General features: G+C 61.0%; 24 protein-coding genes and 1 pseudogene. 10 read left to right on the top strand and 15 right to left on the bottom strand.

Going from position 1 to position 20113, the window contains the following annotated elements:
• Positions 1 to 4 precede the first annotated feature (4 nt).
• The 4 genes from ftsY (at position 5) to rpoH (ending at position 4077) form a co-directional block, all read left to right on the top strand.
• A complete protein-coding gene (ftsY, locus tag N2A98_RS25310; RefSeq protein ID WP_044269603.1) occupies positions 5 to 1405 on the top strand; it encodes a signal recognition particle-docking protein FtsY in 1401 nt (466 codons plus the stop codon).
• Positions 1402 to 2073: a cell division ATP-binding protein FtsE gene (ftsE, locus tag N2A98_RS25305; RefSeq protein WP_003213784.1), complete on the top strand. Its 672-nt coding sequence runs from the start codon at positions 1402 to 1404 to the stop codon at positions 2071 to 2073. The genes ftsY and ftsE overlap by 4 nt, the downstream gene beginning before the upstream one ends.
• Complete coding sequence (gene ftsX / locus N2A98_RS25300; RefSeq protein WP_044269599.1) at positions 2070 to 3092, top strand: permease-like cell division protein FtsX; 1023 nt, start codon at positions 2070 to 2072, stop codon at positions 3090 to 3092. Before ftsE ends, ftsX begins: the two co-directional genes overlap by 4 nt.
• 130 nt (positions 3093 to 3222) lie before the next feature.
• Positions 3223 to 4077, top strand: a complete 855-nt coding sequence (rpoH, locus tag N2A98_RS25295) for an RNA polymerase sigma factor RpoH (RefSeq protein WP_005792286.1) — start codon at positions 3223 to 3225, stop codon at positions 4075 to 4077.
• 620 nt (positions 4078 to 4697) lie between these two features.
• On the opposite strand, the gene mtgA is transcribed toward rpoH, so the two are convergent.
• Positions 4698 to 5420, bottom strand: a complete 723-nt coding sequence (gene mtgA, locus N2A98_RS25290; RefSeq protein WP_047711999.1) for a monofunctional biosynthetic peptidoglycan transglycosylase — start codon at positions 5418 to 5420, stop codon at positions 4698 to 4700.
• 74 nt (positions 5421 to 5494) lie between these two features.
• Between mtgA and N2A98_RS25285 the strand changes: the two genes are divergently transcribed.
• The 4 genes from N2A98_RS25285 (at position 5495) to trmB (ending at position 7733) form a co-directional block, all read left to right on the top strand.
• On the top strand, positions 5495 to 5869 hold the full coding sequence (locus tag N2A98_RS25285; RefSeq protein ID WP_275622779.1) for a DUF423 domain-containing protein: 375 nt from the start codon (positions 5495 to 5497) through the stop codon (positions 5867 to 5869).
• Positions 5870 to 5948: 79 nt separating this feature from the next.
• A complete protein-coding gene (thiS, locus tag N2A98_RS25280) occupies positions 5949 to 6149 on the top strand; it encodes a sulfur carrier protein ThiS (protein ID WP_032894705.1) in 201 nt (66 codons plus the stop codon).
• A 54-nt stretch (positions 6150 to 6203) separates the two neighbouring features.
• The gene (locus N2A98_RS25275; RefSeq protein ID WP_003195103.1) at positions 6204 to 6998 is read left to right on the top strand and encodes a thiazole synthase; all 795 of its coding nucleotides are present in this window, start codon (positions 6204 to 6206) and stop codon (positions 6996 to 6998) included.
• 9 nt (positions 6999 to 7007) lie between these two features.
• Complete coding sequence (gene trmB, locus N2A98_RS25270) at positions 7008 to 7733, top strand: tRNA (guanosine(46)-N7)-methyltransferase TrmB (protein ID WP_003195101.1); 726 nt, start codon at positions 7008 to 7010, stop codon at positions 7731 to 7733.
• A 138-nt stretch (positions 7734 to 7871) separates the two neighbouring features.
• On the opposite strand, the gene N2A98_RS25265 is transcribed toward trmB, so the two are convergent.
• The 10 genes and pseudogenes from N2A98_RS25265 to N2A98_RS25225 form a co-directional block, all read right to left on the bottom strand.
• A complete protein-coding gene (locus N2A98_RS25265) occupies positions 7872 to 8195 on the bottom strand; it encodes a DUF3392 domain-containing protein (RefSeq protein WP_003195099.1) in 324 nt (107 codons plus the stop codon).
• Between the two features lie 19 nt (positions 8196 to 8214).
• Positions 8215 to 9417 carry a radical SAM family heme chaperone HemW gene (gene hemW / locus N2A98_RS25260; RefSeq protein WP_044269558.1) on the bottom strand — a complete coding sequence of 401 codons (1203 nt, stop codon included), beginning with the start codon at positions 9415 to 9417 and terminating at the stop codon, positions 8215 to 8217.
• The gene (gene rdgB / locus N2A98_RS25255) at positions 9414 to 10010 is read right to left on the bottom strand and encodes an RdgB/HAM1 family non-canonical purine NTP pyrophosphatase (RefSeq protein ID WP_032894708.1); all 597 of its coding nucleotides are present in this window, start codon (positions 10008 to 10010) and stop codon (positions 9414 to 9416) included. Before rdgB ends, hemW begins: the two co-directional genes overlap by 4 nt.
• Positions 10007 to 10441 (bottom strand): DUF4426 domain-containing protein, encoded by a 435-nt coding sequence (locus N2A98_RS25250; protein WP_032894709.1) that lies wholly within the window; start codon positions 10439 to 10441, stop codon positions 10007 to 10009. Before N2A98_RS25250 ends, rdgB begins: the two co-directional genes overlap by 4 nt.
• 21 nt (positions 10442 to 10462) lie before the next feature.
• Positions 10463 to 11083, bottom strand: a complete 621-nt coding sequence (metW, locus tag N2A98_RS25245) for a methionine biosynthesis protein MetW (RefSeq protein WP_003195091.1) — start codon at positions 11081 to 11083, stop codon at positions 10463 to 10465.
• 7 nt (positions 11084 to 11090) lie between these two features.
• The gene (locus N2A98_RS25240) at positions 11091 to 12230 is read right to left on the bottom strand and encodes a homoserine O-acetyltransferase (protein ID WP_044269556.1); all 1140 of its coding nucleotides are present in this window, start codon (positions 12228 to 12230) and stop codon (positions 11091 to 11093) included.
• 90 nt (positions 12231 to 12320) lie between these two features.
• Positions 12321 to 12407: pseudogene (locus N2A98_RS27200) on the bottom strand (outer membrane lipoprotein carrier protein LolA); the annotation flags it as partial.
• A gap of 15 nt (positions 12408 to 12422) precedes the next feature.
• Positions 12423 to 13010 (bottom strand): YggT family protein, encoded by a 588-nt coding sequence (locus tag N2A98_RS25235; RefSeq protein WP_003195087.1) that lies wholly within the window; start codon positions 13008 to 13010, stop codon positions 12423 to 12425.
• A 25-nt stretch (positions 13011 to 13035) separates the two neighbouring features.
• Positions 13036 to 13854, bottom strand: a complete 819-nt coding sequence (proC, locus tag N2A98_RS25230; RefSeq protein ID WP_275622778.1) for a pyrroline-5-carboxylate reductase — start codon at positions 13852 to 13854, stop codon at positions 13036 to 13038.
• A 33-nt stretch (positions 13855 to 13887) separates the two neighbouring features.
• Positions 13888 to 14574, bottom strand: a complete 687-nt coding sequence (locus tag N2A98_RS25225) for a YggS family pyridoxal phosphate-dependent enzyme (protein ID WP_014720328.1) — start codon at positions 14572 to 14574, stop codon at positions 13888 to 13890.
• Between the two features lie 57 nt (positions 14575 to 14631).
• Between N2A98_RS25225 and N2A98_RS25220 the strand changes: the two genes are divergently transcribed.
• Entirely contained in the window at positions 14632 to 15666 is a 1035-nt protein-coding gene (locus N2A98_RS25220; protein WP_275622777.1) for a type IV pilus twitching motility protein PilT, read from the top strand.
• A 148-nt stretch (positions 15667 to 15814) separates the two neighbouring features.
• Here the strand turns inward: N2A98_RS25220 and N2A98_RS25215 are convergent, their stop codons facing one another.
• Positions 15815 to 16453, bottom strand: a complete 639-nt coding sequence (locus N2A98_RS25215; protein WP_275622776.1) for a C40 family peptidase — start codon at positions 16451 to 16453, stop codon at positions 15815 to 15817.
• Between the two features lie 249 nt (positions 16454 to 16702).
• Here N2A98_RS25215 and N2A98_RS25210 point away from each other — a divergent pair, with 249 nt between their 5' ends.
• A complete protein-coding gene (locus N2A98_RS25210) occupies positions 16703 to 17131 on the top strand; it encodes a TM2 domain-containing protein (RefSeq protein WP_032894720.1) in 429 nt (142 codons plus the stop codon).
• A gap of 126 nt (positions 17132 to 17257) precedes the next feature.
• Here N2A98_RS25210 and N2A98_RS25205 read toward each other — a convergent pair whose 3' ends face one another.
• From N2A98_RS25205 to pyrR, 3 genes are read right to left on the bottom strand one after another with little or no spacing between them, the layout of a single operon-like run.
• Positions 17258 to 18529 (bottom strand): dihydroorotase, encoded by a 1272-nt coding sequence (locus N2A98_RS25205; protein WP_047711989.1) that lies wholly within the window; start codon positions 18527 to 18529, stop codon positions 17258 to 17260.
• The gene (locus tag N2A98_RS25200) at positions 18526 to 19530 is read right to left on the bottom strand and encodes an aspartate carbamoyltransferase catalytic subunit (RefSeq protein ID WP_014720325.1); all 1005 of its coding nucleotides are present in this window, start codon (positions 19528 to 19530) and stop codon (positions 18526 to 18528) included. The genes N2A98_RS25205 and N2A98_RS25200 overlap by 4 nt, the downstream gene beginning before the upstream one ends.
• A 24-nt stretch (positions 19531 to 19554) precedes the next feature.
• Positions 19555 to 20061, bottom strand: a complete 507-nt coding sequence (gene pyrR, locus N2A98_RS25195; RefSeq protein WP_044269546.1) for a bifunctional pyr operon transcriptional regulator/uracil phosphoribosyltransferase PyrR — start codon at positions 20059 to 20061, stop codon at positions 19555 to 19557.
• Between the last annotated feature and the right edge of the window lie 52 nt (positions 20062 to 20113).

The raw sequence follows: 20113 nt of genomic DNA, 5'->3' as shown, positions 1-20113 counted from the left end.
CTCCATGTTTGGTTCCAACGACGACAAGAAGACCCCAGCTGCGGCTGGCGAGAAGAAAGGCCTGTTCGGATGGCTGCGCAAAAAGCCGCAGGAAACCGTCGTCGAACAGCCACAGGTTCACGCTGAACCGACCCCTGAACCCGTAATAGAAGCCGAACCGGTTGCCGAGACGCCTGTACCGGTGGTGTTGCCGATGGCTGAGCCGGTGTTGCAGCCGGTCGTCGAGGCCGAGCCGGAGCCGGAACCTGAGCCCGAGCACAAGCCCTGGTTGGAGCTGCCCGTGGCCGAAGAGCCTGTGGCGTTGGTGGAGGATGTTCAGGCCGAGCACGTCGTGCCGCCGATTCCTGCAGTGGTTGAGCCGGCGCCGGTAGAGGTTGTGGCTGAAATACCGCCCGTCGTTGAAGTGCCTGCACCGGTTGTCGCTGCACCTGCCGTTATCGAGCCAGAACCCGCCGTTGCCGCAACCGAAACCAGCAAAACCGGGTTCTTTGCCCGCCTCAAGCAGGGCCTGAGCAAGACCAGCGCCAGTATTGGCGAAGGCATGGCCAGCCTGTTCCTGGGCAAGAAAGTCATTGATGACGAACTGCTGGAAGACATCGAGACCCGCCTGCTCACCGCCGACGTGGGCGTCGAAGCCACCGCCGTGATCATCCAGAGCCTGACGCAGAAGGTCGCGCGCAAGCAGTTGACCGACGCCGATGCGCTGTACAAATCCCTGCAGGCCGAGCTGGCCGCCATGCTCAAACCGGTTGAAGCGCCGCTGGTGATCACGCCGAAAAAGCCGTTCGTCATCCTCGTGGTAGGCGTCAACGGCGCTGGCAAGACCACCACCATCGGCAAACTGGCCAAGAAGCTGCAGGGTGAGGGCAAGAAAGTCATGCTCGCCGCCGGTGACACCTTCCGTGCCGCAGCCGTCGAGCAGTTGCAGGTGTGGGGCGAGCGCAACAAGATCCCGGTGATCGCCCAGCACACCGGTGCCGACTCTGCGTCGGTGATTTTCGATGCCGTGCAAGCCGCCAAGGCGCGCAACATCGATGTGCTGATCGCCGATACAGCCGGCCGCCTGCACACCAAAGACAATTTGATGGAAGAACTGAAGAAAGTGCGCCGCGTGATCGGCAAGCTCGACGCCGATGCACCCCATGAAGTCCTGCTGGTGCTCGACGCCGGTACTGGCCAGAACGCCATCAGCCAGGCCAAGCAATTCAACCAGACGGTGCAGCTGACCGGCTTGGCATTGACTAAGCTCGACGGCACGGCCAAGGGCGGTGTGATTTTCGCCCTGGCCAAACAGTTCGGGTTGCCGATTCGTTATATCGGCGTCGGTGAAGGCATCGACGACCTGCGCACCTTTGAAGCCGAACCCTTTGTACAGGCACTGTTTGCCGAGCGGGAGCGTTCATGATTCGATTCGAACAGGTCGGTAAACGCTATGCCAACGGGCATGTGGGCTTGCATGAGCTGAGCTTTCGAGTGCGTCGCGGCGAATTCTTGTTTGTCACCGGCCATTCGGGCGCGGGCAAAAGTACGCTGTTGCGCCTGCTGCTGGCCATGGAACGCCCGACCACCGGCAAGTTGCTGCTGGCGGGCCAGGACCTGGCCACTATCAGCAACGCGCAAATTCCATTCCTGCGCCGCCAGATCGGCGTGGTGTTCCAGAACCACCAATTGCTGTTCGACCGCACGGTGTTCAACAACATCGCGCTGCCGCTGCAGATTCTCGGGCTGTCCAAAGCCGAAATCGTCAAGCGCGTGGATTCGGCGCTGGAGCGCGTGGCGTTGTCGGACAAGACCGACCTTTACCCGGGGGATCTGTCCACCGGTCAGCAACAGCGCGTCGGTATTGCCCGCGCCATCGTCCATCGCCCGGCTTTGCTGCTGGCGGACGAACCCACCGGTAACCTCGACCCGCGCCTGGCGGCCGAGATTATGGGGGTGTTCGAAGACATCAACCGCCTGGGCACCAGCGTCTTGATCGCCAGCCACGACCTGGCCCTGATTGCGCGCATGCGCCATCGCATGCTGACCCTGCAACGCGGCCGCCTGATCGGCGATGGGGAGGCTGGCGTATGAGTGCTACACGCAGCCCTAAAGTATCCGAACGGGTGGCTCCGAAGCCGGCCGACCCGCAACCGAAAAAGAAGAAACACGACGACGACGACGGCCCGGACTTCGGCACCCTGGTGCACGCCTGGATCGAAAGTCATCGCGCCAGCCTGCTGGACAGCCTGCGTCGCCTGGGCAAGCAACCGATCGGCAGCTTTTTCACCTGCCTGGTCATGGCCGTGGCCTTGAGCCTGCCGATGGGCTTGTCGCTGTTGCTTAATAATGTGGAGCGCCTGGGCGGTTCCTGGCAGCGGGCGGCGCAGATTTCGCTGTACCTGAACCTGGACACCAGCAGCAAGGAAGGCGAAGCGCTGCGCGATGACATCAAAAACATCCCGGGGGTGGCCGAGGCCGAGTACATCAGCCGCGACCAGGCCCTTGAAGAGTTCCAGCAGCAATCCGGCCTGGGCGAGGCGCTCAAGGAGCTGCCGCAGAACCCGTTGCCGGGCGTGGTGCTGGTAACGCCGAACGAGGTCGACAAGCCGGCGCTGGAAGCCCTGCGACAAAAACTCGCAGAGATGCCGAAGGTGCAACAGGCCCAACTTGATCTAGTCTGGGTGGAGCGCCTGGCCGCAATCCTCAAGCTGGGTGACCGCTTTGTGTTCGGTCTGACGGTGTTATTAGTGTCTGCATTACTTTTGGTGATAGGTAATACCATTCGTCTTCATATTGAAAACCGTCGCACCGAGATAGAAGTGATTAAACTGGTGGGCGGCACGGACAGCTATGTACGTCGTCCTTTCCTGTACATGGGCGCGCTGTATGGCCTGGGTGCCGGGGTGTTGTCCTGGGGCGTACTGGCGTTTGGCCTGAATTGGCTGAACGACGCGGTTGTCGGGCTGGCCGGTTTGTATGGCAGTGACTTTGCCCTGGCCGGTGTGCCGGTAGCCGATGGTCTGAGTCTCTTGCTTGGCGCGGTCTTGTTGGGGTATATCGGTGCCTGGATTGCGGTAGCGCGGCATTTACGTGAGCTGGCGCCGAAGTAGTTAATGCCAGATTAATGTGGTTTCGTTTGTATTGACCGTATCAGCGGTTTAGGGAACTTGTCCTACGGTTCCCAGGTCAATTTTCGCAGTGCTGAACTGCACGAGTTATGTGAGTCGGAGGTTTTTTCGTATGACCACTTCTTTGCAACCTGCTTATGCCTTGGTCCCGGGTGCGAACCTGGAAGCCTATGTGCACACGGTCAACAGCATTCCATTGCTGACGCCCGAGCAGGAGCGTGAACTGGCCGAGAGTCTCTACTATGAGCAGGATTTGGGGGCGGCTCGGCAGATGGTGCTCGCCCACCTGCGTTTTGTCGTACATATCGCCCGTAGCTATAGCGGCTACGGTCTGGCCCAGGCCGACCTGATTCAGGAAGGCAACGTGGGCCTGATGAAGGCTGTAAAGCGCTTCAACCCTGAAATGGGCGTGCGCCTGGTGTCGTTTGCCGTGCACTGGATCAAGGCGGAAATCCACGAGTTCATCCTGCGCAACTGGCGCATCGTGAAAGTGGCCACCACCAAGGCCCAGCGCAAGCTGTTCTTCAACCTGCGCAGCCAGAAAAAACGCCTGGCGTGGCTCAACAACGAAGAAGTCCACCGCGTGGCCGAAAGCCTCGGCGTGGAGCCGCGTGAAGTGCGCGAGATGGAAAGCCGCCTGACCGGCCATGACATGGCCTTCGACCCAGCCGCCGAAGCGGATGACGACAGCGCCTTCCAATCGCCGGCCAACTACCTGGAAGACCACCGGTACGACCCGGCGCGTCAACTGGAAGACGCCGACTGGAGCGACAACTCCAACCACAACCTGCACGAAGCGCTGGAAGTGCTGGACGAGCGCAGCCGTGACATCCTCTACCAGCGCTGGCTGGCCGAGGAGAAAGCCACGCTGCACGACCTGGCGCAGAAGTACAACGTGTCGGCCGAGCGGATTCGTCAGCTTGAGAAAAGCGCGATGAACAAGCTGAAGTTGTCGATCGCCGCCTAAAACGCAGCGAACAAAAAAATGCCCCGTTCGAAAGATCGGGGCATTTTTGTATGTGTTCGTAAATTCCAAATCCACCACAGTCCACTGTGGGAGCTGGCTTGCCTGCGATAGCGGTATGTCAGTTTGCAGATAAGTTGGCTGACCTGCCCTCATCGCAGCATAGGTATCTACACAACTTTGTGGGCTGTAGCAGCAGACGGTAACCACGATGCGAAGCGAGCCGCTCTTGATCTGCTTTTGATCTTGATCTTAAGCGCCCCGTCAAACCACGCTGGCGGATTACGGGCACAGCGAGCCTAAGCGAGGTGCCGAGTGGTGGGGCAAGAGCGTTTTGCTTACTTTTGCGCTGTTCAAAAGTGAGCCGCCGTCAGGGCGGAACCCTAAGTGGCCGTTACCGCAGCAATGGATATGTACACAATCCAGCTGCGTTGACTGTGAGGCCGCCTTCGCGAGCAAGCCCGCTCCCACATTTGGATCGCCGGGCGTCAGGTAGATATGCGCTGGCCGCCGGGGCCGTCACGGGAGCAAGCTCCCTCGCCACAGGCCCAGCGTCGTATCGAAGTTGTGTAGATGCCTACGCTCATCGCAGGCAAGCCAGCTCCCACAGGTCCCGTATTGTGTCAGTCGGACCAAGGTGCCTTTCGAGAGTTATTCAGTTCCACCAGATATCCATCCCCACCGAGCTGGCTCATCTGCTGACGAATCCACGCCGCTCTACGTGCCACATACGCCGTCGGATGGCTGGCACTCCACACCCGTGGATTAGGCAACACCGCCGCCAGGTAACTGGCCTGCTGCCGCGAAAGCCCCTTGGCACTCACGCCAAAATGGTGCCGCGCCGCCGCCTCTGCGCCAAACACACCTTCATCCCATTCCACGCTGTTGAGGTACACCTCAAGAATCCGCTGCTTGGGCCACAACACCTCGATCAAGCCGGTAAACCACGCCTCCAGGCCTTTGCGCAAATAGCTGCGCCCGGCCCACAGGAACAGGTTTTTCGACACCTGCTGGCTCAGGGTGCTGGCACCGCGAATCGAGCCGCCGCGTTCGTTGTGCAGAATCGCCGCCTGGATCGCGCCGAAATCAAAACCCCAATGTTGCGGGAAGCGCTGGTCTTCACCGGCCATCACCGCCACTTTGAGGTCGTCGCAGATTTCATCCCACGGCACCCAGCTGCGTTGCAGGTCAATGGGTTCGCCATCTATCCAGGACTCGACCTTGCGCTCCACCATCAGCGCAGTGAACGGTGGCGGCACCACACGAAACAGCAGCACCAGCAATACACTGCCGATGGCAAACCATTTCACGACGTTGAGAAAGCGTTTGAAGAGGACACGCAGCATAGAGATGGCTTGGCCGAACCCGTTGAGCGGGCCATTATACAGACCCTGCCCGATGAGTCTGACTGGAGTTCCCCATGCTGCGTAGCTTTCTGATGCTGGCTGCCTTTTTCGGCTTTACCGGTGTCGCCCTGGGCGCGTTCGCCGCCCACGGCCTGAAAAGCCGCCTGAGCGCCGACTACCTGGCGATCTTCCATACCGGCGTGACCTACCAGTTGATGCATGCCCTGGCATTGTTCGGCGTGGCCTTGCTGGCGGCGCATATTCCGGGCCGGTTGGTCACCTGGGCGGGTGTTTCGTTTACCGTTGGTATCCTGTTGTTCTCGGGCAGCCTGTATGTGTTGACGATGACCGGCATCAGTAAACTCGGGATCATCACGCCGTTTGGCGGGCTGGCGTTCCTGCTCGGCTGGTTCTTCCTGGGCCTGGCGGCGTGGCGCTTGCAGCTTTGACCGCTTGACGCTTGGAGCTGACCTTCAGGTTCCAATCGCGCTAGAATGCGGGCCCCTAAAAACGATGGCGGCCCGTGGCATGCGCATTCAGTTGAACGGCGAACCCTATGAACTGCCCGACGGTGAAACCGTTGCGGCCCTGCTGACCCGTCTGGACCTGACCGGGCGTCGCGTCGCAGTGGAGCTCAACCTGGATATCGTCCCGCGTAGCCAGCACGCCGAGACCTCGCTGAAAGAAAACGACCAGGTCGAAGTGGTCCACGCCATCGGCGGCGGCTAGCCCGCCACGGCCGCAACGCATTCTGCAGAACCTCATCCAACCAGAGGATTTCCCATGAGCATCGTTCGTAGCGACAAGCCTTTCGTCCTGGCCGGTCGTACCTACCAGTCCCGTCTGCTGGTCGGCACCGGCAAGTACCGCGACATGGAAGAAACCCGCCTGGCCATCGAAGCCTCGGGTGCCGAGATCGTCACCTTCGCCGTGCGCCGCACCAACCTCGGCCAGATCGAGGGCGAGCCGAACCTGCTCGAAGTGCTGTCGCCGCAGCGCTACACCTTCCTGCCCAACACCGCTGGCTGCTACGACGCCATCGAAGCCGTGCGCACCTGCCGCCTGGCCCGTGAGCTGCTCGACGGCCACAACCTGGTGAAGCTGGAAGTGCTGGCCGACCAGAAAACCCTGTTCCCCAACGTGATCGAAACCCTCAAGGCCGCCGAGACCCTGGTCAAGGAAGGCTTCGATGTGATGGTCTACACCAGCGATGACCCGATCATCGCGCGCCAACTGGCAGAAATCGGCTGCATCGCGGTGATGCCGCTGGCCGGTCTGATCGGTTCCGGCCTGGGTATCTGCAATCCGTACAACCTGCAGATCATCCTCGAAGAAGCCAAGATCCCCGTATTGGTGGATGCGGGCGTGGGCACTGCCTCCGACGCGACCATCGCCATGGAGCTGGGCTGCGACGCGGTGCTGATGAACTCGGCCATTGCCCATGCCCAGCAACCAATCATGATGGCCCAAGCCATGAACCACGCCATCGTCGCGGGCCGCCTGGCCTACCTCGCCGGGCGCATGCCGAAAAAACTCTATGCCAGCGCCTCTTCGCCGCTGGATGGTCTGATCAAGTAAGAGCTATTGATGACTGAATCAAACGAAACGCCGAACACCGTGGAAGAGGGCGACGAGTCCAAGCACCGCCGCATCAAGAGTTTTGTGATGCGTGCCGGCCGCATGACCGAAGGCCAGCAAAAGGGCCTGGAGCAGGGCACGCCGCTGTTCGTGTTGCCCCTGGCCGATGCGCCGGTGGACTACGACCAGGTGTTTGGCCGTTCAGCCCCACGTTCCCTGGAAATTGGTTTCGGCATGGGCCATTCCCTGCTGGAAATGGCTGCGGCCGCCCCGGAGCAGGATTTCATCGGCGTGGAAGTTCACCGTCCAGGCGTCGGCGCACTGCTCAACGGTGTGCTGACCCAAGGTCTGAAAAACCTGCGGGTCTACGACTGTGACGCGATTGAAGTGCTCAACCGCTGCATCGCCGACAACAGCCTCGACCGCCTGATGCTGTTCTTCCCCGACCCATGGCACAAGGCCCGTCACCACAAGCGCCGCATCGTCCAGGCCTCCTTCGCGGAGCTGGTGCGCAGCAAGCTGAAAGTGGGCGGCATCCTGCACATGGCCACCGACTGGGAACCGTACGCGGAATACATGCTGGAAGTGATGAACGTTGCCCCTGGCTACCGCAACCTGGCCGAAGACGGCAAATGCGTGCCACGCCCGGCCGAGCGGCCGATCACCAAGTTCGAGCGCCGTGGCGAGCGATTGGGGCATGGGGTGTGGGATTTGAAGTTCGAGAAGCTGGCTTAAACAGTCATCAACTTGAAACGCAATCAAATGTGGGAGCTGGCTTGCCTGCGATAGCATCACCTCGGTTTCACTGAAACACCGAGGTGTCTGCATCGCAGGCAAGCCAGCTCCCACATGTGTTTTGTAATGCCTGCTGGGTCAGCGGCGGTCTGCAACAACGCCAATCAACACCAGCACCACGATCAACACCGGCGCCAGGCTGTAGTTATTGAACTGGCTCAACCCCCGCACAATCCACGGCGTGGCGTAGATCAACGCCGCTCCGCTGCCGATCAGGCACAGCAGGGCCATCAAGGGCACGCGCAAGGCGCCGGCGATGCTGCCCAGGCGCGCTTCGACCCAGCCCTTGATGTCGGCGCCGAACAGCACCAGCAAACAGCCCACAAGGGCCAACGAGATTTCCGACAGGTTGCTACGGCTCCAGCGGGATACGGTGGCGAGCAGGTCGAGTACCAGATCCATTCGATTTCCTTAAGAGCTATCAGCTCAAAAACTTCTGCAACAGGTCATTGAGAAAGAGTTGCCCACGGTCGGTGGCCGCCAGGCGTGACGGTTCGACCTGCATTAATCCACTTTGTTCTGCCTCGCGGCGGCCTTCGTCGAGGCTCGCCAGATCAAGGCCGGTGCGCTCGGTGTAGAGCTTGGCATCAACCCCTTCGGTGAGGCGCAGCGCGTTCATCAGGAACTCGAACGGCAGTTCATCGTTGGTCAGTTCTTTCGCGCCGGCCTGGAAGCTTTTGGCCGGGTTGAGGTAGTCCTTCGGTGCACGGGTTTTCCAGGTGCGGATGATGCGCCCGTCCGGGTGGCTGAGCTTGCCGTGGGCGCCGGCGCCGATGCCGATAAAGTCGCCAAAGCTCCAGTAATTGAGGTTATGCCGCGCCGGCCGCCCCGGTTGGGCGTAGGCCGAGACTTCATATTGTGCGTAACCGTGTTCGGCCAGCAGCGCCTGGCCGGCTTCCTGGATATCCCACAGCGTGTCGTCTTCCGGCAGCGCGGGTGGCTGGTTCCAGAACACGGTGTTGGGTTCCAGGGTCAGTTGGTACCAGGACAGGTGCGTGGGCTTGAGTGCAAGGGCCTGGCGCAGGTCGCCCAAGGCGTCTTCCAAAGACTGGTTGGGCAAGCCGTGCATCAAGTCCAGGTTGAAGTTGTCGAACCCGGCCTGGCGCGCCATGCCGGCGGCGCGCACGGCTTCATCGCCATTGTGGATGCGGCCCAGGGCTTCAAGCTTCTCTTGCTGGAAGCTCTGGATGCCGATGGACAGGCGATTGATCCCCAGCTTGCGGTACGCCACGAACTTCTCTTGTTCGAACGTCCCGGGGTTGGCTTCCAGGGTGATCTCGATATCGTCGGCAAACGGGATGCGCGCTTCAACGCCCTTGAGCAAGCGGCCCAGCGCAGCAGCGCTGAACAGGCTGGGCGTGCCGCCGCCGAAGAAAATCGAACTCAGTTCACGGCCATAAACGGCGTGCAGGTCTTGGTCCAGGTCGGCCAGCAAGGCGTCCACGTACTCTTCTTCCGGCAGCACTTTGCTCGCGGTGTGGGAGTTGAAGTCGCAATACGGGCATTTGCGCACGCACCACGGAATGTGGATGTACAGCGCCAGGGGCGGCAGATGGGGCAGGGCCGCCCGTGGTGTTTGCGCGCCACCGTGGATCAGCGGCTGCGCAGAGGTGTTCTGGGTCATTTCAAACCCAGGCGCTGGCGCAGCAACGCCATGGCGCGGGCGCGGTGGCTGATTTGGTTTTTGTCGGCCGGGCTCAGTTCGGCGCTGGAGACATTGCGCTCCGGCACCCAGAACAGCGGGTCATAGCCAAACCCATGCTCACCGCTGGCGGCTTGCAGAATGCGCCCGTGCCACAGGCCTTCACACAGGATCGGCAACGGGTCATCGGCGTGCCGCACCAGTGCCAGCACGCAGACGAACTGCGCACCACGCTCGGCCTCCGGCACGTCCTTGAGGGCGTCGAGCAGCTTGGCGTTGTTGGCCGCGTCGCCCTTGCCGTCGGCGTAACGGGCCGAGTAGATGCCAGGGGCGCCGCCGAGGAAATCCACGGCCAGGCCCGAATCATCTGCCAGGGCCGGCAAGCCGGAGATACGCGCGGCATTGCGGGCCTTGAGGATGGCATTCTCGACGAACGACAGGCCGGTCTCTTCCGGTTCGACCTGGCTGAACTCGCCGATCGAACGCAGTTGCACAGACTCACCGAGCATGGCCTGCAGTTCTTTGAGTTTGCCGGCGTTATGGCTGGCGAGTACGAGTTGGGTAAGGTTCATCATTGGGCGGGGAACAGTTCTTGGTTGAATTGGAAGCCGTGGGCCTTGCCGCCGGTTTCAACGTTGATGGTGAAGGTCTTGTATTCCCGTTGCGTCACGGTGTAGGGCGCGAGGTAGCTGATGCCGCCTTTTTCTTCGATCTGCTTGAACGTCAGGATCTCGCTTTTGCCGCCCAGGTCCTTGATAGTGCCGGTGACTTGCGCGGCCACTGGGCTTACGCCCTTGATCACGGTGACGTTGATCAATCCCTTCTCCTTGCTGCGCACCACGCCGACTTTCTGGGCGGTCTCGGGTGGCAGGAAGCTTGAAGTGAAGGTGTTGTAATGAACGGTGATATCGCCAAAGTCTTTTTTGCGATTAGCGTCGATAGTGTCGGCGGCCATGGCGCTGGCGCCCAGGCATGCGGTCAATAGAAAAATAGCCAAACGACTCATGAACGTCCCTCTTGAAGATGATTAGACGGCAACTTTGTGGTCGGTCAGGCCAGGACTGCTGACCCGGTAGATACCAATTTCGCCCAACAGGTTGGGCCATAGCTTACTCGCCCAGCCGTGGCGGTGCTGTTGATCGACGGCAAGGCGGTTGATCACCTTGGCTTCACGCTCGCCACACAGGGCTTCGAAGTCTTCGAAGGTGCAAAAGTGGATGTTCGGCGTGTTGTACCAGGTGTACGGCAGGAAGTCGGAGACCGGCATGCGCCCCTTGGTGGCCAGGTACCAGCGGCAGCGCCAGTGGCCAAAGTTGGGGAAGGTGATGATGCATTGGCGGCCCACGCGCAGCATTTCGTCAAGGATGCGGTCCGGGTAGTGCACCGCTTGCAGGGCTTGGGTCATCACCACGATATCGAAGCTGTTGCTGGCAAAGTTGCCCAGGCCCTTGTCCAGGTCCTGCTCGATCACGTTGATGCCCTTGGCCACGCACTGGGCGATGTTGTCCGGGTCGTTTTCCAGGCCGTAGCCGGTGACTTGCTTGTGATCGCGCAGCCAGCTCAGCAGTTCGCCGTCGCCGCAGCCCAGGTCGAGCACGCGGCTGCCGGCGGGGATCCAGTCTTGGATGATTTCCAGGTCGGCTCTCATGGCGTTCTCACAAAGTAATGCGGTTCATGTAGTTACTGAACGCCTGCAGGTAGCGTGGGATCGGAATCAGGAAGGCGTCGTGGCCTTGCGGTGCATCGATCTCCAGGTAGCAGACGTCTTTCTTGGCGGCCATCAGCGCATCCACCAGCTCACGGGAGCGTGCCGGCGAAAAGCGCCAGTCAGTGGTGAACGACATCACGCAGAACTTGGCCGTGGCGTGCTCGAAGGTTTTTGCCAGGTCGTCATCGTGGTTGGCGGCCGGGTCGAAGTAGTCCAGGGCCTTGGTCATCAGCAGGTAAGTGTTGGCGTCAAAGCGCCCCGAGAATTCCTCGCCCTGATAACGCAGGTAGCTTTCCACCTGGAACTCGACGCTGTGGAAGTCGTAGTTGAGCTTCTCGCTCTTGAGGCCACGGCCGAACTTCTCACCCATGGAATCGTCGGACAGGTAGGTAATGTGGCCGACCATCCGCGCCAGCATCAAGCCACGCTTGGGGATCACGCCCGCTTCCTGGAACGAACCACCGTGGAACTCGGGATCGGTGAGGATCGCCTGGCGCGCCACTTCGTTGAAGGCGATGTTCTGCGCCGACAACTTGGGCGCCGAGGCGATAGCCAGGCAATGACGCACGCGGTCCGGGTAAGTAATGGTCCATTGCAGGGCCTGCATGCCGCCCAGGCTGCCGCCAATCACGGCGGCCCACTGGCTGATGCCCAGCAGGTCGGCCAGGCGCGCCTGGCTGTGCACCCAGTCTTCCACCGTCAGCACCGGGAAGTCGGCGCCGAACGGCTTACCGGTTTCCGGGTTGAGGCTGCTGGGGCCGGTGGAACCGTTGCAGCCGCCGAGGTTGTTCAGGCTGACCACAAAGAACTTATGGGTGTCGATGGGCTTGCCGGGGCCGATACAACTGTCCCACCAGCCGGGCTTGCGGTCGTCAACGCTATGGAAACCGGCGGCGTGATGATGGCCGGACAAGGCATGGCAGATCAGCACGGCGTTGCTCGCCGTGGCGTTCAGTTGGCCATAGGTTTCGTAGATCAGGTCGTAGGCTGGCAACGAACGACCGCAGGCCAGGGCCAGGGGTTCGCTGAAATGCGCCACTTGTGGCACGACCAGTCCAACAGAATCGGGGGGGAAGGCAGCTGGCATCGACCCTGCTCTCGTTTAAATGAGGCGTAAGTCTAAAGAGCGGGGACCCTAGCGGCAAGCAAAGGTCGGGGGGGTAAGCGCATTGCTTTGTGTAGGAGCGAGCTTGCTCGCGAAAAACCTGAGAACGCAGTTGGGTATCAGGTTTCCCGCGTTATCGTTCACGTTCTTCGCGAGCAAGCTCGCTCCTACAGGTCAGATCAGGCCAAACAACTCTTTTGGCATGTAGGCAAAGTAGGCCAGGCGTGGAATCACCCAGCTTTGCAGCAGCTGAATCACGATAAACGCGAAGATCGGCGAGATATCCAGGCCACCCAGGTTCGGGATCAGGCGACGGAAGGGTGCCAGCACGGGTTCGGTGATTTGAGCCACCAACTCGGCACCCGGGCTACGGCTGCCTGGTGCAACCCAGGAGAGAATCACGCTGATGATCATCGACCAGAAAATGATCTTCAGGAACAGCGAGAAAATCCCGATCAGGCCCCATGGCAACAGCAGCACGGTGAAGGCCTGGTAGCCATTGAGCATCAGGATCACCACGAACAGCAAAATCTGCAGCAACAGCGCCAGTACCAGCGACGACATGTCCAGGCCGAACAGGCTCGGGATCACCCGGCGCAGCGGCTTGAGCAGCGGTTGGGTAGCCTTCACCACGAACTGGCACAGTGGGTTGTAGAAATTGGCGCGCACCAGTTGCAGGATAAAGCGCATCAGCACGATCAGCAGGTACAGGCTGCCCAGGGTCTGGATGATGAAAATGGCAGCGTCATTGATTCCGAGCATGTTTGATTACCTTGGTAAGGGACGACTATTTGCCCAGTTGCTCAGCCATCTCGGCTGAACGATGTGCGGCGGCACCCAGTGCTGTTTCCACCAGGGTTTCAAAGCCCCCGGCCTGGAACGACTCGATAGCCGCTTGTGTGGTGCCACCTGGCGAGGTGACGCGACGGCGCAGTTCGGCGGCATCCACCTCGCTGCCGACGGCCATCTTCGCAGCGCCAAGGGCGGTTTGTTCCGCCAGTTGCTCGGCCACGTCGTGGGGCAGGCCCAGCTTGACGCCGGCGGCGGTCATGGCCTCGATCAACAGGAAGAAGTAGGCCGGGCCGCTGCCGGAGACGGCGGTGACCGCATCCAGTTGCTGTTCCTGCTCCAGCCACACGGCGATGCCCACCGCAGACAGCAGTTCCTGGGCCTGGTCACGTTGCTGTTCGGTCACTTCGCCAGTGGCATACAAACCGCTGACGCCCTGGCGCAGCAGCGCCGGGGTGTTGGGCATGCAGCGCACGATGGGCTGGGCGCCGAGCCAGTTGGTCATGCTGGCGCAGGTGATGCCAGCGGCAATCGACACCACCAGTTGGTGAGGTTGCAGGCTCGGGCGCAGGCTCTCGCACACGGCCTTCATGGCCTGGGGCTTGACCGCCAGCACGATCACATCGACGCCGTGGATGGCCTCGGCGTTATCGGCGAAGGTTTTTATGCCGTGTTCGGCGCTGACGCGCTCGCGGGTCTCGGCGCCCGGGTCGCTGGCGCGGATCTGCTCGGCGTCCAGGCCCTTGGCCCGCAGGCCACCGATCAGGCTGGCCGCCATGTTACCGGCGCCGATAAAGGCAATACGCGTGTTGCTCATGACAGGTCCTTATTTCGAGGGATGTCAGCCATTTCACGGCTGGCCGTAGTCGCGGGCGCCAAACAGGGCGGTACCGATCCGCACCCAGGTGGCGCCTTGGGCAATGGCCGACTCAAGGTCGTGGCTCATGCCCATGGAAAGTGTGTCCAGCGCCAGGTTCAAGCTGGCTTGCAAGTCGCGCACCGTGGCGAACGCCGCATCCTGTTCGGCCCGATCTTCAGTCGGCTCGGGAATCGCCATCAAGCCCCGCAGCTTCAAGCGCGGCAGGGCGCTGATCGCCGTGGCCAGGGCCGGCAGGTCGGCGGGCGTGCAGCCGGACTTGCTGGCTTCGCCACTGACATTGACCTGGATGCAGATATTGAGCGGCGGCAGGTCGGCCGGGCGTTGTTCGGACAGGCGTTGTGCGATTTTCAGGCGGTCCACGGAATGCACCCAAGCGAAGTGCTCGGCGATGGCGCGAGTCTTGTTCGATTGAATGGGGCCGATGAAGTGCCAACTCAAGGGCAGGTCGGTTAAATCCGCCTGTTTGCCCAGAGCTTCCTGCAGGTAGTTTTCACCAAAGTCGCGCAGCCCGGCGGCGTAGGCTTCACGCACTGCCTGCGCGGGTTTGGTCTTGCTCACGGCCAGCAGGTGGATGCTGCTTGCGTCACGTTGCACGGCGTCGGCTGCGGCGCGGATGCGCTGGCTAACCAGGCCGATGTTGTCTGCTATCGTCGACATTCAAGATGCGCCCGTGGATATGGAGTCCGCGGCATTCTACTGGAAATGGAAAGCCCTATGGATATCACGCAATTGCTGACGGCCAGTGTAAGCCGAGGCGCCTCAGACCTGCATCTGTCAGCCGGCCTGGCACCGATGCTGCGCATTGATGGCGAGGTTTGGCCCCTGGATGGGCCGGCGCTGAACGCTACCCAAGTGGTCGACTTATTGAGCCCTTTGCTGAATAAACATCAACAAAAGGATTTCGAAACATCTCTTGAAACGGATTTTGCCTTCGAGTTGCCAGGTGTGGCCCGCTTCCGGGCGAACGTGTTTCGCCAGGATCGCGGCGTTGGTGCGGTGTTCCGGGCTATTGCGACTGAGGTCCAGAGCCTGGAGGACCTGGGATTGGGCGAGGTGTTCCAGCGTATCGCCCGCCTCCCGCGCGGCCTGGTGCTGGTGACCGGGCCCACCGGCTCCGGCAAATCCACGACCCTGGCGGCGATGATCGACGACCTCAACCGGCATCGACGCCAGCATATCCTCACGCTGGAAGACCCCATCGAGTTTATTCACAGGCCGAAAATGGCCCTGGTCAACCAGCGCCAGGTGCATCGCGACACCCACAGTTTCTCGGTGGCCCTGCGTTCAGCCCTGCGCGAAGACCCGGACGTGATCCTGGTGGGTGAATTGCGCGACCTGGAAACCATCCGCCTTGCGCTGACGGCGGCAGAGACCGGGCACCTGGTGTTTGGCACCTTGCACACCTCGTCGGCGGTAAAGACGGTAGACAGGCTGGTGGACGTCTTCCCGGCCGGGGAGAAGGCGATGGTCCGCTCGATGCTGTCGGAGTCGCTGCAGGCGGTGGTGTCTCAGGTGCTGGTGAAGAAGGTGGGCGGCGGGCGCGTGGCCGCCCATGAAATCATGCTGGGCACCCCGGCGATTCGTAACTTGATTCGCGAAGACAAGGTGGCGCAGATGGTTTCGGCTATTCAGACCGGTGGGGCGTTGGGGATGAAGACCCTGGATATGAGTTTGAAGGCGTTGGTCGGCGCGGGAGTGATTAGCCGGGAAGAGGCGCGGGAGAAGGCGAGGGTGCCGGCAGATATCTGAAGTGCACAGATACACAATGTGGGAGCTGGCTTGCCTGCGATAGCGGACTGCCAGGCACTCTCTCTGCCAACTGACACACCGTCATCGCAGGCAAGCCAGCTCCCACATTTGATTGCATTTCAAATGGGGAGCTTCAGTGGCGCCTGGCTTAGCGCTGCACGATCCGCAGGTTGCTGTTCTGCTCTTTAGGCAGTACCCGCTTGGCAATCACGTAGTTCTTGTTCCAGAACGGCTTTTTCAGCGTGTCGATGCTCACCGACTTGCCACGGCGCGGTGCGTGGATAAAGCGGTCGTTGCCCAGGTAGATGGCAACGTGGTTGACCTGGCGGCTCTTGAGCTTGAAGAACAACAGGTCGCCCGGTTTGAGGTCCTTGCGGTCAACCTTCAACCCGTGGCCGGCTGCCATGGCGTTGGAAGTGCGGGGCAGGTCCACTGCTTTTACATCGTTAAATGCATATTTCACCAGCCCGCTGCAGTCGAACCCTTTACTTGGGCTGCTGCCGCCCCAACGATAAGGTGTACCGAGCACGTTGACGGCACGGCTCAAGACGTTGCTGCTTTGCTTGGTGTTCACGGCCAGTTGGCTGGAAAGCGCTTTGCCGTTGGCCTTGCTCAGTTGAGTCGGGCGGCTGACGGTTGGCTTTGCCGATTTGGCAGTGCTGGGCGTGCTATGGACTTTAGGGGTGAAACCGTTAACGTTCGGAAGTCGTTGCTCACGATTGGTGGCGTGGGCGGCCAGTGGCATTAATAGGCAAATGGTTAGCCATGTCTTGAAAAATGGTCGCATTAGGCGTGGCTCTTATGGGTTTGCGCGCAACTTTATAACAGCTTTTTGTGCTGTTCTCAGGCCGTTTGTCGACTGAACCTTGGGGTCAAACTCAGGAAAAACGCGACGATTCGCCGCAATTGTCCTACACAAGGCAGGTGGCACAAGGCTTTGAGGGCAGGAAGATACCATTTACCGTACGTCGGGCGCCCGTAAAAAAGTCACAAAGAAAATGAAAAAATTTATCTATCGAAGCAAAAGAGGTCCTTCATGAACACCTATCAACAGGTTGGTCAGCAGCACGATACCCACAGTAAAGCGATTGGTTACCTGCTGTGGATTTTCGGTTTTACCGGGGCTCATCGCTTTTATTACGGCAAGCCCGTGACCGGTACAATCTGGTTTTTCACTTTCGGCTTGTTCGGCATTGGCTGGCTGATCGACTTGTTCCTGATCCCGGCCATGGACCGTGAAGCCGACCTGCGGTTTACCGCTGGGCCGATTGAATACAACGTGGCCTGGATTCTGTTGGCGTTCCTGGGGGTGTTTGGTGTGCACCGCATGTATCAGGGCAAATGGATCACCGGCCTGATCTACCTGCTGACCGGCGGTTTGTTTCTGGTCGGGGTGCTGTATGACTTCTGGACGTTGAACACGCAGATCTCGATCCGCAATGCCGAGCGCAACAGCGGGCGCTGAATTCCTAGGCATACACATAAGCAACTGTGGGCGCGGGCTTGCTCGCGAATGCAGTAGATCAGTCAAATAAATGTCGACTGAGACTCCGCATTCGCGAGCAAGCTCGCTCCTACAGTTTTGGCCGCATCAAGCCTGGTAGCTGATCCGCCCATCCATCAAGGTATACCGCACCGTCGCCGGCAGGCTGTGGCCGATGAACGGGCAGTTTTCGCCCTTGGACAACCAGCGCTCACCAGCCACCGTCGAGCTTGCCAGGTCGAACAGCACCAGGTCCGCCGGTGAACCCACCGCCAACTGGCCCGCCGGCAAGCGCAGGGCGTCGGCCGGGCCGGCGCTCAGGCGCGCCAGCAGTGTCGGCAAGTCCAGCAAGCCGTCTTCGACCAGCGTCATCGCCAGTGGCAACAACAACTCCACGCTGCTGATGCCCGGCTCGGTCGCGCCAAACGGTGCCAGCTTGGCATCTCGCTCGTGAGGTTGGTGATGGCTGGAAATCGCTGACACAACACCCGACTTCACCGCCGCACGCAAACCATCACGGTCAGCCTTGGTGCGCAGCGGGGGCTGTACGTGGTACAGGCTGGAGAAGTCGATCAGCGCCTCATCCGTGAGGATCAGTTGGTACAGGGCGACGTCCGCGGTTACCCGTAAGCCACGGGCCTGGGCCTGGGCGATCAGAGCCACGCCCCGGGCGCTGGTCAACTGGCTGAAATGCGCACGTACGCCGCTTTGTTCTACCAGCAACAAATCACGAGCCAGGGCCACGGTTTCTGCGGTTTCCGGAATGCCCGGCAGGCCGAGGAAGCTGGCCACTGCGCCTTCATGGGCCAGGCCACCTTCGGCCAGGTCGCGGTCCTGGGAATGGAAGATCACCGTCAAGTCGAAGGTGGCCGCGTATTCCAGGGCGCGGCACAAGGTGCGCGTGCTGCGAAAGCTTTCCAGGCCATTGCCGAAGGCCACGCAACCGGCGTCACGCAGGGCGATCAGTTCGGCAAGTTGTTCGCCGTCCAGGCCCTTGCTCAAGGCGCCAATGGGAAACACTTTGCAATTGCCGGCTTCGCGGGCGCGGTCGAGGATCAGCTCGGTCACAGCGGAAGTGTCCAGCACCGGCTTGGTATTGGGTGGGCAGCACAGGCTGGTCACGCCACCGGCGGCGGCGGCTTGGGTTTCGCTGGCGATGCTGCCTTTGCGGCTGTAGCCCGGCTCGCGTAGGGCGACATTCAGGTCCACCAGCCCAGGCGCGGCCACCAGGCCCTTGGCATCGATGCTCTGGCCGGCATTGAAGCCTGCGGGGGCGGCGCCGATGGCGACGATCTTGCCGGCGTCCAGATGAAGATCGGTAACTTGGTCCAGGCCACTGGCCGGGTCGATGACTCGGGCGCCGAGAATGCTGAGCTTCACTGGGCCTGCTCCTGCTCGAATTGACGTTGCGCGGTTTGCCCGCTCATGGCCATGGACAGCACGGCCATGCGCACGGCGATGCCGTAGGTCACTTGGTTGAGAATCACCGACTGTGGGCCGTCGGCCACCGCCGACTCAATTTCTACGCCACGGTTGATCGGCCCCGGGTGCATCACGATGGCATCCGGCTTGGCCTTGGCCAGGCGTGCGGTGGTCAGGCCGAACAGGCGGTAGAACTCACCTTCGCTGGGCAACAAGCCCCCGGCCATGCGCTCGCGTTGCAGGCGCAGCATGATCACCACGTCCACATCCTTGAGGCCCTCGGCCATGTCGGTGTAGACCTTCACGCCATACTGTTCGATACCGATGGGCAACAAGGTCTTGGGCGCGATCACGCGGATATCCGGGCAACCCAGGGCCTTGAGGGCCAGCATGTTAGAACGTGCTACTCGCGAATGCAGGATGTCGCCGACGATGGCCACCGAGAGGTTTTCAAAGCTGCCTTTGTGCCGACGAATGGTGAGCATGTCGAGCATGCCCTGGGTCGGGTGCGCGTGACGGCCGTCGCCGCCATTGATGATTGCCACGTTCGGGCACACATGCTCGGCGATGAAATGTGCAGCGCCGGAGTCGCCGTGGCGTACCACGAACATGTCGGCCGCCATGGCTTCCAGGTTGCGCAGGGTGTCGAGCAGGGTTTCGCCTTTGCTCGCCGACGAGGTGGACACGTTCAGCGTGATCACATCGGCAGACAGGCGCTGGGCCGCCAGTTCAAAGGTGGTACGGGTGCGGGTGGAATTCTCGAAGAACACGTTGCAGATGGTTTTACCGCGCAACAGCGGGACTTTCTTCACTGCCCGGCCACCGACTTCCAGGAACGAGTCGGCGGTGTCGAGGATTTCGGTGAGCAGTTCGCGGGGCAAACCGTCGAGGGACAAGAAGTGTTGCAACTGGCCCTGAGCATTGAGCTGCAGCGGGCGCTTGGCATCTAGAGGCGTCATCGCGGGGACTCTTTACAAGGCGGTTTAAAGGGCAAGGTCTTGCAGTTCGAGTTCGAGCGGCGTGGGACCGGACAATTTTACCCGCTGCTGGGGTGCAAGCGACAGGGTCGCGCCCACCACGTCCGGGCTGATCGGCAGCTCGCCGGCCTCCAGGTCCAGCAGGCACACCAGGGTCACGCTGGCCGGGCGGCCATAGTCGAACAGTTCGTTCAGGGCGGCGCGGATGGTGCGGCCGCTCATCAGCACGTCGTCGATCAATACCAGGTGCTGGCCTTCGATCTCGAAAGGCAGGGCCGAAGGGCGCACTTGTGGATGCAGGCCATTCTGGCTGAAATCGTCGCGGTAGAAGGACACGTCCAGGGTGCCCAGGGGCGAATCATTGCCCAGTTCTTCCAGCAATGCCTGGGCCACCCACACGCCACCGGTGCGTATGCCGATAAAACGCGGTTCGCTGATGGCACGGTGCTCCAGATGCGCCTTGAGGCGTATCGCCATCTGGCTGATCAGTTCGGCAGGGTTCGGCAAGCTCATGGTGGCTCCTTGTTAAGTGTGTAGGAGCGAGCTTGCTCGCGAAAAACGTCCA

Source organism: Pseudomonas sp. FJ2-5-13 (genome assembly GCF_029201605.1).
GTDB classification, from domain to species: Bacteria; Pseudomonadota; Gammaproteobacteria; order Pseudomonadales; family Pseudomonadaceae; genus Aquipseudomonas; species Aquipseudomonas lactis.
This window is presented reverse-complemented; position numbering and strand designations above follow the sequence as displayed.

Coding starts and splice junctions, on each gene's coding strand:
- rdgB (WP_032894708.1), bottom strand. CDS start 10,010: ATGATGAACCTTACCCAACTCGTACTCGCCAGCCATAACGCCGGCAAA.
- pyrR (WP_044269546.1), bottom strand. CDS start 20,061: ATGAGCTTGCCGAACCCTGCCGAACTGATCAGCCAGATGGCGATACGC.
- trmB (WP_003195101.1), top strand. CDS start 7,008: ATGACTGAATCAAACGAAACGCCGAACACCGTGGAAGAGGGCGACGAG.
- mtgA (WP_047711999.1), bottom strand. CDS start 5,420: ATGCTGCGTGTCCTCTTCAAACGCTTTCTCAACGTCGTGAAATGGTTT.
- N2A98_RS25220 (WP_275622777.1), top strand. CDS start 14,632: ATGGATATCACGCAATTGCTGACGGCCAGTGTAAGCCGAGGCGCCTCA.
- proC (WP_275622778.1), bottom strand. CDS start 13,854: ATGAGCAACACGCGTATTGCCTTTATCGGCGCCGGTAACATGGCGGCC.
- N2A98_RS25215 (WP_275622776.1), bottom strand. CDS start 16,453: ATGCGACCATTTTTCAAGACATGGCTAACCATTTGCCTATTAATGCCA.
- N2A98_RS25225 (WP_014720328.1), bottom strand. CDS start 14,574: ATGTCGACGATAGCAGACAACATCGGCCTGGTTAGCCAGCGCATCCGC.
- hemW (WP_044269558.1), bottom strand. CDS start 9,417: ATGACCCAGAACACCTCTGCGCAGCCGCTGATCCACGGTGGCGCGCAA.
- N2A98_RS25265 (WP_003195099.1), bottom strand. CDS start 8,195: ATGGATCTGGTACTCGACCTGCTCGCCACCGTATCCCGCTGGAGCCGT.
- ftsX (WP_044269599.1), top strand. CDS start 2,070: ATGAGTGCTACACGCAGCCCTAAAGTATCCGAACGGGTGGCTCCGAAG.
- N2A98_RS25285 (WP_275622779.1), top strand. CDS start 5,495: ATGCTGCGTAGCTTTCTGATGCTGGCTGCCTTTTTCGGCTTTACCGGT.
- metW (WP_003195091.1), bottom strand. CDS start 11,083: ATGAGAGCCGACCTGGAAATCATCCAAGACTGGATCCCCGCCGGCAGC.
- N2A98_RS25210 (WP_032894720.1), top strand. CDS start 16,703: ATGAACACCTATCAACAGGTTGGTCAGCAGCACGATACCCACAGTAAA.
- rpoH (WP_005792286.1), top strand. CDS start 3,223: ATGACCACTTCTTTGCAACCTGCTTATGCCTTGGTCCCGGGTGCGAAC.
- N2A98_RS25275 (WP_003195103.1), top strand. CDS start 6,204: ATGAGCATCGTTCGTAGCGACAAGCCTTTCGTCCTGGCCGGTCGTACC.
- ftsY (WP_044269603.1), top strand. CDS start 5: ATGTTTGGTTCCAACGACGACAAGAAGACCCCAGCTGCGGCTGGCGAG.
- N2A98_RS25240 (WP_044269556.1), bottom strand. CDS start 12,230: ATGCCAGCTGCCTTCCCCCCCGATTCTGTTGGACTGGTCGTGCCACAA.
- ftsE (WP_003213784.1), top strand. CDS start 1,402: ATGATTCGATTCGAACAGGTCGGTAAACGCTATGCCAACGGGCATGTG.
- N2A98_RS25235 (WP_003195087.1), bottom strand. CDS start 13,010: ATGCTCGGAATCAATGACGCTGCCATTTTCATCATCCAGACCCTGGGC.
- N2A98_RS25250 (WP_032894709.1), bottom strand. CDS start 10,441: ATGAGTCGTTTGGCTATTTTTCTATTGACCGCATGCCTGGGCGCCAGC.
- thiS (WP_032894705.1), top strand. CDS start 5,949: ATGCGCATTCAGTTGAACGGCGAACCCTATGAACTGCCCGACGGTGAA.
- N2A98_RS25200 (WP_014720325.1), bottom strand. CDS start 19,530: ATGACGCCTCTAGATGCCAAGCGCCCGCTGCAGCTCAATGCTCAGGGC.